Origin of the sequence: Acetobacter sp. AAB5 (genome assembly GCF_050106715.1) — a bacterium.
GTDB classification, from domain to species: domain Bacteria; phylum Pseudomonadota; class Alphaproteobacteria; order Acetobacterales; family Acetobacteraceae; genus Acetobacter; species Acetobacter oryzifermentans.
Map to the genome: position 1 here is coordinate 300,777 of NZ_JBNIEW010000003.1, position 15,954 is coordinate 316,730.

At 47.9% G+C, this 15,954-nt stretch carries 12 protein-coding genes, 2 pseudogenes and 1 CRISPR repeat array (1 of these 15 cut by a window edge); of the genes and pseudogenes, 7 read left to right on the forward strand and 7 right to left on the reverse strand.

All coding sequences use genetic code 11. The annotated features are described in order from the left end of the window. Positions 1 to 265 precede the first annotated feature (265 nt). The 6 genes from ACP7IZ_RS05480 (at position 266) to ACP7IZ_RS05505 (ending at position 6,534) form a co-directional block, all read left to right on the forward strand. Positions 266 to 1,501: an acyl-CoA dehydrogenase family protein gene (locus ACP7IZ_RS05480; protein WP_426848169.1), complete on the forward strand. Its 1,236-nt coding sequence runs from the start codon at positions 266 to 268 to the stop codon at positions 1,499 to 1,501. Positions 1,502 to 1,538: 37 nt separating this feature from the next. After that, positions 1,539 to 2,945 carry an LLM class flavin-dependent oxidoreductase gene (locus ACP7IZ_RS05485; protein ID WP_426848170.1) on the forward strand — a complete coding sequence of 469 codons (1,407 nt, stop codon included), beginning with the start codon at positions 1,539 to 1,541 and terminating at the stop codon, positions 2,943 to 2,945. After that, the gene (locus tag ACP7IZ_RS05490; RefSeq protein ID WP_426848171.1) at positions 2,917 to 4,233 is read left to right on the forward strand and encodes an MFS transporter; all 1,317 of its coding nucleotides are present in this window, start codon (positions 2,917 to 2,919) and stop codon (positions 4,231 to 4,233) included. Before ACP7IZ_RS05485 ends, ACP7IZ_RS05490 begins: the two co-directional genes overlap by 29 nt. Before the next feature lie 24 nt (positions 4,234 to 4,257). Next, complete coding sequence (locus ACP7IZ_RS05495) at positions 4,258 to 5,136, forward strand: TauD/TfdA dioxygenase family protein (RefSeq protein ID WP_426848172.1); 879 nt, start codon at positions 4,258 to 4,260, stop codon at positions 5,134 to 5,136. 847 nt (positions 5,137 to 5,983) lie between these two features. Then, positions 5,984 to 6,166 carry a toxin-antitoxin system TumE family protein gene (locus ACP7IZ_RS05500; RefSeq protein ID WP_426848244.1) on the forward strand — a complete coding sequence of 61 codons (183 nt, stop codon included), beginning with the start codon at positions 5,984 to 5,986 and terminating at the stop codon, positions 6,164 to 6,166. A 128-nt stretch (positions 6,167 to 6,294) separates the two neighbouring features. Then, on the forward strand, positions 6,295 to 6,534 hold the full coding sequence (locus tag ACP7IZ_RS05505) for a hypothetical protein (protein ID WP_426848174.1): 240 nt from the start codon (positions 6,295 to 6,297) through the stop codon (positions 6,532 to 6,534). A 159-nt stretch (positions 6,535 to 6,693) separates the two neighbouring features. Here the strand turns inward: ACP7IZ_RS05505 and ACP7IZ_RS05510 are convergent. Further along, positions 6,694 to 6,915: pseudogene (locus tag ACP7IZ_RS05510) on the reverse strand (integrase core domain-containing protein); the annotation flags it as partial. A gap of 221 nt (positions 6,916 to 7,136) precedes the next feature. On the opposite strand from ACP7IZ_RS05510, the pseudogene ACP7IZ_RS05515 reads away from it, so the two are divergent. Then, a pseudogene (locus ACP7IZ_RS05515) lies at positions 7,137 to 7,330 on the forward strand (IS66 family transposase); the annotation flags it as partial. 98 nt (positions 7,331 to 7,428) lie between these two features. On the opposite strand, the gene cas6f reads toward ACP7IZ_RS05515, so the two are convergent. From cas6f to cas1f, 6 genes are read right to left on the reverse strand one after another with little or no spacing between them, the layout of a single operon-like run. Continuing rightward, positions 7,429 to 8,046, reverse strand: coding sequence for a type I-F CRISPR-associated endoribonuclease Cas6/Csy4 (gene cas6f / locus ACP7IZ_RS05520; RefSeq protein ID WP_426848175.1), 618 nt, complete (start codon positions 8,044 to 8,046; stop codon positions 7,429 to 7,431). Further along, positions 8,007 to 9,056 (reverse strand): type I-F CRISPR-associated protein Csy3, encoded by a 1,050-nt coding sequence (csy3, locus tag ACP7IZ_RS05525; RefSeq protein WP_426848176.1) that lies wholly within the window; start codon positions 9,054 to 9,056, stop codon positions 8,007 to 8,009. The genes cas6f and csy3 overlap by 40 nt, the downstream gene beginning before the upstream one ends. 49 nt (positions 9,057 to 9,105) lie before the next feature. After that, positions 9,106 to 10,068, reverse strand: a complete 963-nt coding sequence (csy2, locus tag ACP7IZ_RS05530; protein WP_426848177.1) for a type I-F CRISPR-associated protein Csy2 — start codon at positions 10,066 to 10,068, stop codon at positions 9,106 to 9,108. After that, complete coding sequence (csy1, locus tag ACP7IZ_RS05535) at positions 10,065 to 11,330, reverse strand: type I-F CRISPR-associated protein Csy1 (protein WP_426848178.1); 1,266 nt, start codon at positions 11,328 to 11,330, stop codon at positions 10,065 to 10,067. Before csy1 ends, csy2 begins: the two co-directional genes overlap by 4 nt. Before the next feature lie 14 nt (positions 11,331 to 11,344). Further along, complete coding sequence (gene cas3f / locus ACP7IZ_RS05540) at positions 11,345 to 14,746, reverse strand: type I-F CRISPR-associated helicase Cas3f (RefSeq protein ID WP_426848179.1); 3,402 nt, start codon at positions 14,744 to 14,746, stop codon at positions 11,345 to 11,347. Continuing rightward, positions 14,743 to 15,723, reverse strand: coding sequence for a type I-F CRISPR-associated endonuclease Cas1f (gene cas1f, locus ACP7IZ_RS05545; RefSeq protein WP_426848180.1), 981 nt, complete (start codon positions 15,721 to 15,723; stop codon positions 14,743 to 14,745). Before cas1f ends, cas3f begins: the two co-directional genes overlap by 4 nt. A 199-nt stretch (positions 15,724 to 15,922) precedes the next feature. Further along, positions 15,923 to 15,954: direct repeats of the CRISPR family, unit length 28 nt; unit sequence CCTCACCGCCGCATAGGCGGCTTAGAAA; it runs 356 nt beyond the window's last position.

Genomic DNA, 15,954 nt, shown 5'->3' on the forward strand with positions numbered 1-15,954 from the left:
GTTAATTGTTCGTTGTTATGATGTCCATAAAACAATCTATAAGAATCGTTAATTAGAATGCATTTGCATATAACAACGAGTCAATATGATAAAATTATAAAAAACGAAATTATATTCTTGTTAATAACGTGGAATATATGACAATACGAATTATGAGAGTGATTCGTAAGCATGGAAAAGTTTCCATGTGATTCGGGAAAACCTCTTTTTGTGGAAACAAAATTAGAAACAGAATGGCAGAACCATTCTGCGCGGGAGGTTTAAGGTGTTGAAGCGAAATAGATCTGTTGAGCAGGAGCGGAGCGCTGTTTTGTGGGAGGAAGCATTTCCTTTGCAATATCCGACAGAAATAAGTGGATATGCTGTACTGCTGGAAGATATTCGCCAACAGTCTGCCAAGGCTGAGGTTGAACGCGTGCTCCCTTTTGAGGCGATCAAGCGACTAAAACAAAGTAGTTTTACTGCTTTACGCGTGCCTGCACAGTATGGCGGGCTTGGGCGTCCACTTTCTGAATTGTTTTCTGCAGTTATTGATCTGGCAACAGCAGATTCAAATGTGGCACAGGCCCTGCGTGCACATTTTGGCTTTGTAGAACATCTGCTGTTTGAACAACCTTCCGCTTATACAGACCAATGGTTTGAGCGTGTCGGAAAAGGGGAAACAGCAGGAGCAGCCGCAGCCGAAAAAGGCACTGGGCGAGATCGCTTTGCCACTACGGTTTCCCGCAAGAATGAACATTTTGTGATCAATGGAAGTAAATTTTTCACAACTGGCTCTTTATATGCCGATTGGTTGACTGTTACAGCCTCTACACAGGATGGACAGACAGTTAAATGCCTTGCCTCTCGCCATGATTCTGGGTTGAGCATTGTTGATGATTGGGATGGGGTTGGCCAGCGATTAACAGCAAGTGGCACAGCGCATTTTCAAGATGTGCGAGTGCATGATGATATCTTGCGTTATGGCAATACCGAGTTTCCATATTCTCAAGCATTTTTCCAACTTTATCATCTCGCAACAGTGGCGGGCATTACGCAAGCGGCAGCTTTGGATATTGCGGGAGCTGTAAAAAACAGAAAACGAGCCTTTAGCCACGCTAACCACGAATTACCTGCACAAGACCCTCAAATTCTGGAAATTGTGGGACAGGTTGCGTCTGCCGCACATGCAGCCAGATCTATTGTCAGGCACGCAGCAGAAGCGCTGCAAGCTGCAGTAGATAAGAAAGATGAAGAAAGAGGCCCCGATATTATCAAGGCAGAACTCGAAATCTGGCAAGCTCAGGAAATTATCTTTCCGCTTACGTTAAATGCAACGTCTTTGTTGTTTGATGCCTTGGGAGGCACAGCAACATTACGCAGCGCTGCACTAGATAGATATTGGCGCAATATCCGTACAATTGGTTGCCATAATCCACGGGTCTATCGCACCAGAATTGTGGGAGATTACTTGGTGAACGGCAATCCACCGCCCGGTCAATGGCGCGTAGGGACTGTTTGAACGTCTGTTTTACCATTTCTTATTTGGAAATCTCAGCATGGCTTATACCGCACAAAAAACAGATCCAATCATTCTCAATGCGTTTACCATGGCCACCGTATCACACCTTAATTACGGGCTATGGCGTCATCCACGGGATAGAACATATAGATATACAAACGTTGAGTATTGGGTTGAACTTGCACGATCTCTAGAAACTTCTGGGTTTGACTGCCTGTTTATAGCAGATGCTTTGGGGCTTATTGATGTTTATGGTGCAAGTCCTGCGCCCTCTCTCAAGCATGGCATTCAGTCACCTTTAATTGACCCACTCCTGCTTGTTTCCGCAATGGCTGCAGCAACAAAAAAGCTGGGATTTGGCGTTACACTTTCCACAACGTATGAACATCCTTATCAGGCCGCACGTAAGTTCAGCACGTTGGATCATCTTACCAATGGGCGTATTGGTTGGAATGTTGTGACATCGCAGCAAGAAAGTGCCGCGCGCAATCTTGGGTTAGGCCATCAGATGGTCCATGATGAGCGTTATAATCTTGCTGATGAGTTTATGGATGTTACTTACAAACTTTGGCAAGGGTCTTGGGAGGATAATGCTGTTATCCGGAATACTGATCTGGAAAAAAGTATTTATACAGATCCGTCCAAGGTACATTCCATTCAGCATAAAGGTAAGTATTTTACCGTGCCAGATGGGCATGTTGTACAGCCCAGCCCGCAACGCGTGCCTGTAGTGTTGCAAGCCGGCACGTCTGCCCGTGGTTCAGACTTTGCCGCCAAGCATGCCGAGATTATTTTTGTTGTAGGAGCAGGCGCAAATGGCGTGAGAGAAAACGTGCGCCGTATCCGTGCTCAGGCAGTGAAATATGGAAGAAAACCAGAAAACATAAAATTTATTACAGCGGTTGCCGTTGTGACAGCAGAAACAGATGAAGCCGCATGGGAAAAGTTTGAGGAATATTATGGATATTATGACCCTATAGCATCAATTATCCATTATTCATCCATGACAGGTGTAGATTTTTCGCAAACGGCTCCTGACAATGTAATTCGTTACCAAAATACGGAAGCCAGCCAATCTGTTCTACGTCAATTTGATCCGCAAGTCAGTGGGCGCCAATGGACATTGGCTCAAGCCACTAATCCGCAAAATGGATTTGGGCGCGTACGTACATTTATAGGTTCAGCCACAACCGTGGCGGATGATCTGGAACAGTGGTTGGATGAAACCGAGACTGACGGCATCAACTTGATTCAGCTTGTTAATCCAGAAAGCTTTGAAGATTTTGGTCGTCTGGTTATTCCAGAACTTAAAAAGCGCGGGCGTATTCGGGGCGATCAAGGAGCAACCTTAAGAGAAAAGTTCTTTCCTAATAACGAAAATGGCCGTCCCTCAGCAGATCATCCGGCTGCACGCTATGCGTTTGATCAGAAAATTCCAGCCTGAAAGAAACAGTCTGATGGTGCAATACTTACCACAAGCAGGAAAAATGCCACGTGATTTTGGTATGCAGTATCTGGGGCTTTTGTTTTTTATGATTGGAGATGGGGTGGAAGTTGGTTACCTGTCACCATTTCTGGTCTCCTCAGGCATAAGTGAGCATCAGGTAGCATTTATTTTTACATTATATGGCTTTGCTGCTGCAATTTCTGCATGGGGCGCTGGATTGCTGTGCGAGTATGTGGGCTGCCGCAAGGTGATTATTGCAGGTGTGATATTATGGGTGGTGCCACAAGTGCTTTTTTTGGCCTGGGCGCTGCCATCGCATACAGCATGGGGTATCTTGCTTACATACAGTATCAGAGGGTTCGGGTACCCTTTATTAGCATACGGTATTCTCACTCTTATTGTTAAAGAAGTAAATGCAGAGCAAAGAGGGTTGGCTTCTGGCATTTTCTGGTTTTGCTTTACGTGTGGGCTGCCCACACTCGGCACTGTTGTAGCTGCTGCAAGCTTACCGATACTAGGAGAATATCTTACTTTTTGGGTTGCACTAGGCGTTGTTATACTAGGTGGAAGCCTGAGTGTAATTGCTTTGCCCAACAACTTGGATCAGCCAAAGGCTTTATCTATACAGCAGGATAAACATTTTTTGCAGTTTCTGAAGGACGGATACGCACACCCTTCTTTGCTGCTTGTATGCATTATCAGAGCAATTAATTCAGCAGCTACGCATGGTATTATCGTATTCATGCCATTCTATTTTGTGCAAACGCTTGGATTATCAAACGAATTATGGATCCATTTTTTAGAAACCATTTTTGCCAGTAATATCGTTTTTAACGTGCTTTTAGGGGCCGTAAGTGATCGTTTGTCTTGGCGTGGAACTGTTTTGTGGGCTGGTGGCATAGGAAGCAGCTTTGCTTGCGCCCTGCTATATTGGGTGCCGGCCTTATATGGGCATAGCCATCCATGGAGCGTGTACGTAGCCGCAATTCTGTTTGGCCTTACATTAGCCGGATATGTCCCTCTTTCGGCCTTAACGCCATCTCTTTTACCGGAAAAGAAAGGGGTTGCTATGTCGTTTCTTAACCTAGGAGCGGGGTGTAGCGTATGGCTGGGGCCACTTATTGTTTATATTTTCCAGCCATTTATCGGCGTTGCTGGTGTTATCCATATTTATGCATTTCTCTTCTTTGTAAGTGGCATTCTGGTGTCATGTATCAAAATTCCACACCCATCTGGTAAGGGTCTACATAGCCAGAATTCTTCCCCAATGTTCTCTCTTATCTAGTCCTAACCTAGAGGAAATACTGTAATGTCCGAAACACTCAATACAGAGCATCTTATTTCTGAAAAAGTTGGATCAAGATTAGGAGCTGTTATTTATGGGATTGACGCAAAAAAAGAGATCACAGAAGGTCAAAAAGACTTTTTGAATAAGGAACTTATAAAAAATAAGGTCATTTTTCTAAAAAAACAGTTTTTGGATGATGAGCAGCATGAACGTTTAAGCTGCGTATTTGGTGAACCTATTCTACACCCAACCATAGCACCGCCCAAGGGTACAAAATATATGTTTGAGCTTAAATCTCGCTATGGGCGTTCAACAGATTCATGGCATACAGATGTTACGTTTATGACAAATTATCCAAAAGCCTCAATTTTGCGGGCTTTACATATTCCCCCATACGGAGGCACAACAATTTGGGCAAATACAGCAACCGCGTATGAGGCATTGCCTGCACCATTAAAAGCATTCGCAGATGCTGCGTGGGCCATTCATTCTAATGATTATGATACAAATTATTATAAATTTGATAGCCGAAAAGAAGAAATGTCGGCTTTCAGAAAAGAATTTATATCTAACATATATAAAACAGCCCATCCCGTTGTAAGGGTTCATCCAGAAAGTGGAGAAAAAAGTCTGGTATTGGGGCATTTTGTGATTGGATTGGATGGGTTTTCTACTAAAGAAACAAATGCACTTTTCGAAATATTTCAGGGTTATATTACAGAAATTGAAAATACTGTTACATGGAGATGGGAACCAGGAGATGTGGCAATATGGGATAATCGTAGTACCCAGCATTATGCTCCTGCAGATTTTGATCAACACCGCAGAGAACTTAGGCGTATTACAGTTAAAGGTGAAGTGCCTGTAAGTATTGATGGAAGGTGCAGTTATTATCTCTAAGATATTTTATTGATTGGTGGTTCTGACACCCTTGCCACGCATGGCATCTTTCAGTTCCATGCTGACGCATCAGCCACTCTACCGTGTAGCGGGCGATATTCCTGCCTTCGTGTCTGAGTTGGTGTCAGACCTTGCGCGCCCCATACACGCAGAAATTATCTTTCCATACCAGACGGATTTTATCGCAGAGCCATCTGTCTTTTTCTAAGTGACAAAAGACGGATGCAGCCGCTGTGCTGGATGCTGGAGCAGCCAGACAGGAAAGAAAGCTTCTTTCCGTTATACGCCGGCTATGCTGCCAGTTTCGCTGGCAGCCGGCATCATCGTGCTTGCTTCGGTAGTATTGTCCGATCACCAGTTTTTTGAAGACCGGGTTTTCTGGGATCCTTCAGAATGTCAGATTGCCTGTAAACCACTCACGCCAGAGACTTATGTGATGTGGCTGCATCCGAAAGTAAGATCATGGGGCCGACAGATCGTCATTACACCGTTTGGCTTGTAACTTAATTAAGGAATTTCGACAAACCTTCCTTTTTCCGGGTGCCCGACCTACGTGCGATAAGTGGAATTATCACAAGTAGGTGGAGGGAAGGGGCTGATTTTCAGAAAAAGACGGAGTTTGGAGTAAAGACCGATATAGAATAATTATTTCAGACAGTCGGTGTTACGTTAGTGGTGCCGTAGTGCGCAAGGAATCGTTGTTGTTGTGAACAACGACAACACCTTAAATAAATTATGATTCACGCCATGACGAAAGTCTGTTCCATTATAAAAGAGAAAATCACCCTTTTAGAACGGGTGTTTATCGAATTGGTGGTCTGGGGGTCCTTCTCCCTTGAGAGGCAGTTTGCACCACTACAAGTATTGTCTGGCTCTGATATCGGATGGTAAATGCATTCTGCGATATGACAATGAGTCAGGAAAAGGAGGCCATCAGCACATAGGAGTTGTAGAATTTTCTTACATATTTCAAGATTTGCAGACCCTAAAAGATAATTTTTTGGAGGATGTGAGAGAATGGTTGAAATGAAAGACGCTCTGCGTAGCCAGAAGAAGAAAGGAATTCTTCTGATTGGTTTCGATGGTTTGGATGAAGTAGGCAAACGATTGGCAGCAGGGTTTGAAGGTAAAAAATAGGAGCCCCGACATACATTCATAATGCTTGATCTCATGTGGAGAACGCTGACACCACGCCGTCAGGAATTGTTGCAGGTGATGGCAGGTCGAAAACCCATGTCGATAAGAGGTCTGAGTAAGCTCATTGGACGGGACGTGAAGGCTACTCACGGTGATATTCAAATCTTGTTGGCAGCAGGCCTACTGGAAAAGGTCGGAAATAAAGCCGTATTTCCCTACGATGGGTTTCATGTGGACTATGAATTGAAAGCAGTAGCTTAAATTATCAGAACTGATGAGGTTAAAGATGACTTATGAGAGGCATTGGAGACTTCTGGTGTGAGATGTTCTGCTGTCAGCTGTGTAGTCTGATTGCCGTGTGGAGCGTCTTCACAAGAGATCTGTTCATCCCCCATTTTTAGAGGGACGTTGAATGAGAATTCAAGCAGCTGTTTTTAGTTTCTGGGCGGGGGATAACCCACATTTCCTCATGTAGGGTCTGTTATGGTTATATGTCCAGAGCCATTGTGTCGCGATTTCCTGTAAACCTGAATGCTTTCAAACAAGATACTGCTCCAGCCATTCCTGTCGAATAGTTCTGTTGTAGCGTTCAATATAGGCGTTCTGCTGCGGATTGCCCGGTTGCGTATAGATTAGGGTAATTCTGAACTTGTATTAGTTGAGTGCTGATGAACTGAGCCTGTTATGGTTTGCGGAAGAAGACTGCTTTGATGACGAAGCATACGAAAGAATCTAAGCGCGAAGTTGTCAGACTTTCCCTGAGTAATCGTCTAACCCGGGTTCGTATTGCGCAGGATCTCGGGATAGGGAAGTTGACCCGACATAAATGGATTACAACGTATCAGGAACCAGAGGTTTTGCCTGTAGCCCTCGGTAGGAAAGCATGGTTGTTCGCCGGATCAGACCGGAGTGGAGAACGCACTGCCGCCATGTATTTTCCCTGATCTGGCTGAACCATGTCGATCCCAAAGCAAGCCTTACAGACGTTCTCGCCCGTAGCAACAATATGCCAAATCCACGCCTCCATGAACTTCTGCCATTGCACTGGAGAAAACCCGGTACCAAAACAATAATATCATCCAAGTATGACTACTCCTGCGGCCCTCTCCTGATGTTTACCCGTTCTCTACACAATACCACCAACTGTTCCACCGCTTAAAACCACGGGATTGTCGCTTTCGAACTCAGGCCATATCCTGAAAATTCTCCGGGGACAGGCATATTGAAAAGCGAACCATGTTTGATAAAGATTGGATATGAAAAAGTAGATGTTCCTTTACTGCACATTAAAATCGAAGGAAACTGCAACCGCCTTTCAACGCTGTCCGGAATGCGACGCTCTGCGTCCTCCGCTGAAATATCATGTCGACGCATCAACCGCCGTCGTAGGCGTGGAGCACTTGATTTCGCGCGTACACGACTTACGCATCTGTATTTCACCTGTTCCGGCACGACCATGATCCCTGAAGAAAGCGTGTAGTCTTCCATCCGAAACAGCCATCCACCATCAAGAACCCTGGTAAGTATATTTTCCGATCCATGTACGCGTAGTACATCGCCTACTGACGTCAATGTATGATTCGGAAAACTCGCCCCAATTTCAGAAGTCTGAAGGCTCGCAATAGCACCATGTAAACGATAGAAAAGACGCGACATGATATCAGACGCCAAAATCTCCTGATCTGGCGATAAACACCTGATCTGAATGTAGTGACTCAACATTGAATGGCCCTTTATTCGGCGCTGCCGAAGACACCACCGCGAATGATACATGCCATAACATAATGCTGATCCCCCTCTGAGGGCACTTTGTTCTTAAGCATCCAGCCATCGAGAAGATTATAGAAGTCGCGCTTCTGGCGGGGCTGGCGGAACGCCTTGCTCATGGTCGTCACGGCCCCGTACATCTCGGCGGCAATTGGCATACCGTCACTTCCAGGATACCACGTATCGACAGTCCGCAACGCATTCCCAACTTTCTGCGAATGCAGTGCGGCAACTGGCCCGGATTTCGTCTCGACTGCATACAACGTCCGACTTTTGCCATTGCGCGTGCGTTCCATGATGAGTTCTTGTGATGGAAACACTTCTAGTCCTGGGGCCATCTGGGCTCTGGATACCACTTCCAAGAACACAAGGCTTTTCCCAGCGAGAGCGCCTGCAATCACCTCTCCAAGTTCTATGACATCTCTATTCTTACTGAGGCCAGCTTCATTCAGATGCAATGAGAAGCTATCGAAAGTCCATGCTTTGGCAGTTTTGCCATCCTGAAGAAATTTCACTGTTGTCTCAATAGACTGTGCACTCAGGCGGTTGCGCCACAATGCGCGCGCATTCGCGAGATTTTCAGCGTAACGCAGACCAAGAGTGCGAAAACCATCACGCGCGGCATATTCGTCCACAACGCTCCGTAGTCGATTACGATAATTAGGTTCATTGCAGGCGCAAGGATCGCCCACATTTCCTATCACGCGCACATTAAACGTGACCTCCAAAGTGTCTGCACCTTTTCCATCGACAGGCAACGTTGCTACATCAACGGTCTGAAGGTTAGGCGATTCAATCGCCGCGTCCAGTTTCGCTGGATCGGCATCCTTCTCTTTTTTGATGCGGTTGGAAATTGTGCCACGCACCGCTTTTTCCCGCAGAATAATCGGTTCGCCACTGCCTGATGTGAAGATGGCATCGGACGGGTCAATTTTGCGTTCAAAGGCAAGAACAGATGGATTGGAGATTTCGTTTACAGGAATGCTCTTCGAAGATGCGCGTGAGAGGTCCGTCATCGAGAAAATCCTTTTGTGATGAATAAGACTGAAGGAAAATCAATCGTCATCAGGCCGCGTTACAGCAACGATATATTCCCTTTACCGGGTCGCTCTCCGCATGCCAGAGCAAACTGGTCGGAGATGATAGCCGATGAGGACTAATCCATTCTCCTATTGAATACAAAGCTTCAGCGAACTGGAACGGCACATCAGACTGCCTAGCCCCTTCAACCGTTCCCGCCGGACAGGCTGGCAAAAGTCCGGCATACCCAACGGTGATTGGCACCAGCCAATCGCGCGACGCTTCGCTCTTCCACTCACCATTTTCAATATCGCCCTCATGGTCAGCGGGAACCCACTTCCATTCGTGGCGGCACATCGAAAGCCAAGCATCCATCAGGTTAGCTTGCGGTGAGATGGCACGAAGGTATTTCAAACGGGACGTCAGAACGTCCTGTCTTTCGATCAAGGCGAACCCAGGCATCAAACGGTAGCGTAACCGCTGATAGGATCGGTCTTCGTCATCGACCGGCGCATCGAATATCCATGGCGCCGGTATAATTGTACCAATTCCATGATGGGCCATAATGGAACCACCGGCACAACGCATCCCAGAGACAATTTCGCGGATGATTCCTAAATCCTTTGCGTAGGTCTCACTATTATCTGTGCGCCAGCGCTCACATGTAACACCGAATACGATTGAGATATCGAGGTGGATGCGTCCTTCTTCAATAATAGGCGCCGTGGCTCCGCTCTTCGTGAGAGGATTTCTGGTAAGCCTGAACGCCTTCCTAAAGCCATTGCCTCCTGTTAATTCCTGAAAATCATGACACACTACGCCAACGGCTTCGAAAAATACGTCCTGTATTCCGTTTTGGTGCAATCTGCGCCCAAGCGCCCACATAAATCCCATAAATGCGGTAATCGATGGAAATCCATGTGTCATCGGACTGGAAATAGCGTTGGCATTCTGTACCCACAGGCGGGGCAACACCAGACCATGCGTAAAATTCGGTAACTTACTCATGTCATGCCTCCATGAACCATGCCAGTGAGAAGCACCCGGTACCAATGCATGAATTCCACATCCCCCATACCGACAACACCCTGCTTTGCCAGAGCCGCATTCAGCGCATTTGCAATGCGCGTACTGACTTCATCCACCCATCGGTCGTGCCATCCTGCTTCATGGATATCTCCATCTACAAAACCGGGATCAAGCCATACTTTTTCTGCCCACGAAAGACGGCAATCAACTGCTTCTGTCCATCCTGAGCCTTCGTAGGCACGCACAGACTCAGTAAATTCCGCGAGAGCTTGACACAGATCATCCTCAAAAATTTCACGCCGTTTTCTTGTTTCAAGATTTGGTGCTGGCCTGGTCTTCAGGAATGTCGCTAATTCCTTAACAATGTCACAGACACGATGCGACCTGATAAATATAGGCACAGCACTGTCTCGTCCCCTTAAGTCAGGAACAGAGCGCGCTTTCCATTTGGGCGGTAATGATGACAGAAGATAACTAATGCCTCGTCGAGCGGAATTAAGTGGTGAGACATTCTGCGGATTAGCACCTCCTACATGCCATTCGACAACATCATGATAAAAGATACAGGGATGGTCTGATGGTTTACCCTCTCGTCGTGCCTTCCTAGCCTCCTTGCTCTCTTCCGAAAAATTAGCAGACTGCACAGACGTGTATAATTTATGCATCAGCGAACTGCATGCCAGCGGCGCAAGAACTATGAAGTCCTGATCTTCTACTGGATCATTCCCGGTCAGCCAGAGCACCTGTTTCATTAGGGTATCGACGCGTAACGTTTTGGGCGGAGCTACGACAGACGCAAACGCCTCCATCATTTCATCACCCTGCTCGTTGGTCTGTGCCAGCGCATCTCGTAGCGCTGTGTCTGCAGACATAACGTAATTGAGCAGCCGTTTTCCCTCGACCTTAAGATTGAGAAATGCCACCACATAAAGAGCAGCTGCGTTTTGCGCAGATGCATCTTCAGGAAAATTTTCTCCTAGTGCATTACGCGCTACGGCATCACAGTGCGAAAGCGTATCTGGCGGTGCATAAATACTGCTCGCCTGTGAAGATGAATGTGTAATCTTGGCAACGTGCGTGGCAAACTGAATCGCATACGCGTCTGTCGCGGCTTTCTTGACCCATGTCTGATAATCGTAGCGCGGATCGCCTTTCGGCACTTTTTTTGCCGTCCGCCGCTCTTCAATAAAGTCGGAGATAGCCCTCCTGAAAGCCTGTGTTCTTTCAGATTGTGGTGACACAGCAGATTCCTTTTTTATTCACCACCCCGGTAACAAGCAAAACCGAGAACGGGATGATAGCGCCAGCCAAGATCGCACTGCGGAACGCGAACTGACAGAAGCGCTGCCTGCATAGGTGATATTGTGCCATCGACACTTCGCATTTTAACGCCATATTTCGCTACAGGAACCCATGCATGAGGTGCATTGAGGTGCACATTATGCCGTAGACTTTTTTCAATGGGAACATACAGACGCTTACCAATCTTCCCGTCTTCACGGTAAAGTCGAGGAATTCCGTCTTCGTCTTGCACCAGCACAAGCGTCACATCTTTTCCCGATGATGCGCGAAACGGCTGCTGCTGCTGAAGAAGACCGGTCATCAATGCCTGCGGGAACTTCCACACGAGGTAAGACATGAATTTCGCAGGTCGAAACTTGGATCCCGCCTGAAAGCGCTGACGACGAGACCCTTCTGGAGAAGGTGCCAAGCCCCCCGCCTGAGATGGATGGCCTGCTGCCGGCACCATGCTGCGCACTACAGCTGCCTGTTCTAGATCTGCAAGACTTGTTGTGGAATGCCATTCAGAGCGGGGCGGAGGACATATCCTCGGACGTGCATCGATATGTCTTACGAAGCCCTCATTAAGGAGATTATGCACATGATGAGTCGCAAGCCGGAATTCACCTTGCTGTCCCTCAAACCCCGGCCGACAGAAGGCCGCCTCAGATGGCTTCAAGATCGCCCGAACCGGCATATCGAGGATCGCCATATTCGGGAAGACTGGAATCAGGCGACGGTGCCGCTGAACGCGCCCAGCCAACTGTATCACAGACCGAACAGATGATGGCTCTATAACAGCCCAATCGGCATCCCAGTCGCGGCCGACTTCGCACACAGGCGATGCAAGCACAATAAAGATGTGTTCCTTGTCCGGAGCAGCATCAATTGCAGCGCGGATCTCCGGCTCGGAAAAAACAGCATTCGGCTTCTTGCGGGTAAACGATCGATCCAGCATGTTTTCTATTGCCGCTCTATGCGCCAACGGAAATCGTGAGTGATAAACGCAGAGATGGACGCGCACACCTGGTATGTCATCTGCCCGAAAAAGAATCCGCGCTACGTCAAAAACCGGCTCCACGTTCGCCATGCGCACAAGGCCAAAACTGACCCGGCAACCTGTAGCAGGATCAGCTCCGGCATGGCGCTCATGCATTCTCAGAGATGAGGTAAGAATGGTCTTTGCATAAGCTTCCAACACCTCATGGCGTTCACTTCCTGCAGAGATGTCCAGGGGCACAGTCTCAGCAACCCGAAGAGCGGGACATCCTGCAAGTTCGGATGCCCGTGCTGAAACAAACTCTTCATGCTTCTTCAGGAAGGCGGCAACATCCGAAGGCGTACCCGATATACAGGAAAATTCATCCACCCACATGCAGGAAACACCAAGCCACTCACTACCGTCTTGGCCATGATTTTCATCGTAACATTTCCTCCCGATCTGATAGGCCTCATACATACCTTCGACCATCGCTGGAGGAAGGGTGGCAGACGAGAGGATCACGCGTGCTCCAAGAAGTCCGGCAAGATGCACAAGTCGCGTCAGAGCAGGCATATCGCTGAGATCGTAATCATCAAGTTCATCAATGACGAGGTCGGATGTCATCAGCCGAAAAGCCGGGATAATATGACGTCCCCCCCGAAGGGATTCTGTAGCAGGTACAATGTGATCAACCGTGCAAACGACCACTGGAGACGCTAGAAGCTTCTCACTTTGCTTATCCCCGACCAATCGCCCTATGACCGGATGAGAGCTTTCGCATCCTCCTTCCACGACATAGCCTTTGTCCATGATGGACTGCGTTGATTCTGATCCCGATGCTGCCGCTTGGTCCGCGTAATGTTCGAACAGTGCGCGACTGGCAATTCCTCCAACAAGAATAGCAAGATCATATGCGGCGAAACCAACTTCTTTCCGGTAAGCTTCTCCTGTCTGCAGTGTCAGAGATCGCAGACCGAGAGCATAGGTCAACCTCAGACCATTACGTTCATTGGAAAGAGCATTTACTATTTTGGCATTTGCAATGGTTTTACCACAACCAGTGGAAGCCATGCAGACAATGAATGCCCCGCCTTTTTCCGACCGGACACGCAAGGAGTGAGCTTCATCCACCGCTATATCTTGCCAGCGAAACCGGTCGATAGATGAACGTTTCCGCAGGCCACGATGACGTCTGATAGCGGGAAGCGACTGCCTAACCGAAGAAAGAGCATAAGTCACCTGGCCCGCCGCGCGCGCCACACCAAGAAGATGATCTGTCAGTGGTTCTTTCAGGCACCCTTTGTTGTCTGTATTCGCAAACAATGTCTGCTTCGGAACCTTCGACATCTTTCCAGTCCAAGGTAAGCTGGAATGATGATGGTCTGCCAACATAAGACTGAGCCGGGCAAGATACAGAACGTAGGCATCCTGCGGAACTGCCGCATCCTTACCAAAGACATCGCCATCACGATCCAGCATCTCTATTGCTTTAAGAGCAAAACGCCGTGCAGAAGCTCCCCACCTTCTGTCGTACACCGGATGATCTTCCTGCTTCCCAGCCATGCGCCAGCATGCTTCTATATCGTCTGGATCATCATCGTCATGGACCTGACTGTTCCATTGCGCTGTAATCTCCGAAAGCGGCTTGGTAAGACGAGACAAAGAAAAAGAAGGAGCTTCTTTCCCTAACCATTCCTGCCTGCCGCCTTTCATCACTGGAACCAGAGGAAGTCTATGATGTGATACTATGAGCCACGCTACACTGGCAGCAAGCGGCGGGAGCCGTGAAAACGGCATATACTGTCCGCTCCTGGCATCATCGCGCACGAAAAACGCCGGATCGGTCCACCGATCCGCATGAGCTGGAGCATCCGCTAGACGTTCGAGCCACCCCCTGTCGTTGTCAGAATCCCCGACAAAAGCAGCAAGCATACGAACAGAAATCCACTCATGACGATACGGACTTCTTTTGGGAACACGAGCTCGCAGCTTATCTTGGAATTCCTTACTGCCTTTGCCAAGATCATGGAACAATCCGGCCATCTGAGACAGCAAAAGAACAATATCCTTCGACCTCCATGTGGTTTCATCATCTGTTCGTAAAATGTCATGGACCGTTGTGTTTGTAGGGACATTGCCGGCTTCATCGAAGCGACTGCGGTCACCAACGAACCACAAAACATCGGCTCCACTCGCCCCTGTTAGTTTATGGCACGCAACAGCAGTATTTCGTCGCGCTGTGCTGCGAAGGAGAACTCGAAGTGTCTCAAGCCCTTGCTCAGTAATTCGGGTTTGCCACGTTCGTGCGCCTTTCCTCTGCGCGAACTGATCCAGAATGCGGCGTGTTTCAGTAAGCGCACGTTTGTCACACTGAGAAATCAGCAGAATATTCATGAAATCTGGTGTTTAATTTTTAGACCTGTGCAGATTGCCTTGACTCCCTCAATCATGAAATCAAGAGCATGACCATCGACAAGAGTATCTATACTGGCTGCGCGGAACGTAGCTTCCTCATCTCCGCGCATAGCCGATATGAAGGCCTGAGGCAGGATCAGAGCATCTTTTACAAGATCCGCAACATCGAACACTAGCCCACCTCTCCTTGTCTTGCCATGCAACACTGCAAAACCATGTGATATGCCAAGAACCCACAAAGCCGTGGAAGCAAGGCCATAGGCCAGATAATTTCCATGATCGAGAAATCTGTTTGCTGGATCGCCAGCATCACCATTCCGGGAACGGGTAAATTTTCCATAGCTGACCGCAGAAGCCGCCATGCGAAAGAGAAACTTCGTTACCCGCGCTTCCTCAAGCAGCAACGTCTGGGTATCTGGAGATGCACGAATGGCGACCTGGGCTTCACGAAGCAGATCATCAAGAGCGCCATAGTCTGGCGTAAAACCGATTTTCTGAAGGCGGGGTGACTTCCATGCGATAGCTATTTTTTCGCAACGCATGATCTGGAACATTTTTGCCGCTTCAAGACGTTTTGCGTCATCGAACCAGAAGGACATCCATGCTTGAACATATTCCGTAGGACGGTATTCGCTTTGAGCAGCGATCCAACAAAAATCTGCTACGCCAGACGTCCCAGCAAAAAGTGGTGTTCCTCCCCCCGCGCAAAACCCGATCATGACGCCAGCTTTCCCAAGTTCTCGGACCGCCGCTTGCGTAATCGAGGTGCCAGGCCCAAGGAGCATCGTGGTAGTATTAGCAATCGGCACATTCCAATAGAGCCGTTTCCTGCCTGCGTCTGTCACGTACTCAACGCGACCTCCATTCACGAGAAGCCGGCAGTATTCTAGATAATAAATGTTAGCCCGTTTGGAGTGCAGAATGGTCTTAAGAGATGAAGGAGAAATTTCTCGCATGGGACAGATAGCCCCCAATTATAATGTTGACGTTCTTCTGCAGTCGTAGCAGTGTCCACCGGAATTGAGACCCTCTTTTTTTGCTACCCACAAATTTCGTGGAAAATCAATGAGTTGAAAAAGCCCTAAAAAAAAGGGGTCAAGGCGAAAACGGAGGGTTTCTGGCGGTTTTCCGTCACATAGTGCCGGTTTCTCTCTACCTCACCGCCGCATAGGCGGCTTAGAAAATCA

Bases quoted from the DNA above. Each gene is read 5' to 3' on its own strand.
- ACP7IZ_RS05485 (WP_426848170.1), top strand. From the start codon at position 1,539: ATGGCTTATACCGCACAAAAAACAGATCCAATCATTCTCAATGCGTTT.
- ACP7IZ_RS05490 (WP_426848171.1), top strand. From the start codon at position 2,917: ATGCGTTTGATCAGAAAATTCCAGCCTGAAAGAAACAGTCTGATGGTG.
- ACP7IZ_RS05495 (WP_426848172.1), top strand. From the start codon at position 4,258: ATGTCCGAAACACTCAATACAGAGCATCTTATTTCTGAAAAAGTTGGA.
- ACP7IZ_RS05505 (WP_426848174.1), top strand. From the start codon at position 6,295: ATGCTTGATCTCATGTGGAGAACGCTGACACCACGCCGTCAGGAATTG.
- cas6f (WP_426848175.1), bottom strand. From the start codon at position 8,046: ATGTATCATTCGCGGTGGTGTCTTCGGCAGCGCCGAATAAAGGGCCAT.
- csy3 (WP_426848176.1), bottom strand. From the start codon at position 9,056: ATGACGGACCTCTCACGCGCATCTTCGAAGAGCATTCCTGTAAACGAA.
- csy2 (WP_426848177.1), bottom strand. From the start codon at position 10,068: ATGAGTAAGTTACCGAATTTTACGCATGGTCTGGTGTTGCCCCGCCTG.
- cas3f (WP_426848179.1), bottom strand. From the start codon at position 14,746: ATGAATATTCTGCTGATTTCTCAGTGTGACAAACGTGCGCTTACTGAA.
- cas1f (WP_426848180.1), bottom strand. From the start codon at position 15,723: ATGCGAGAAATTTCTCCTTCATCTCTTAAGACCATTCTGCACTCCAAA.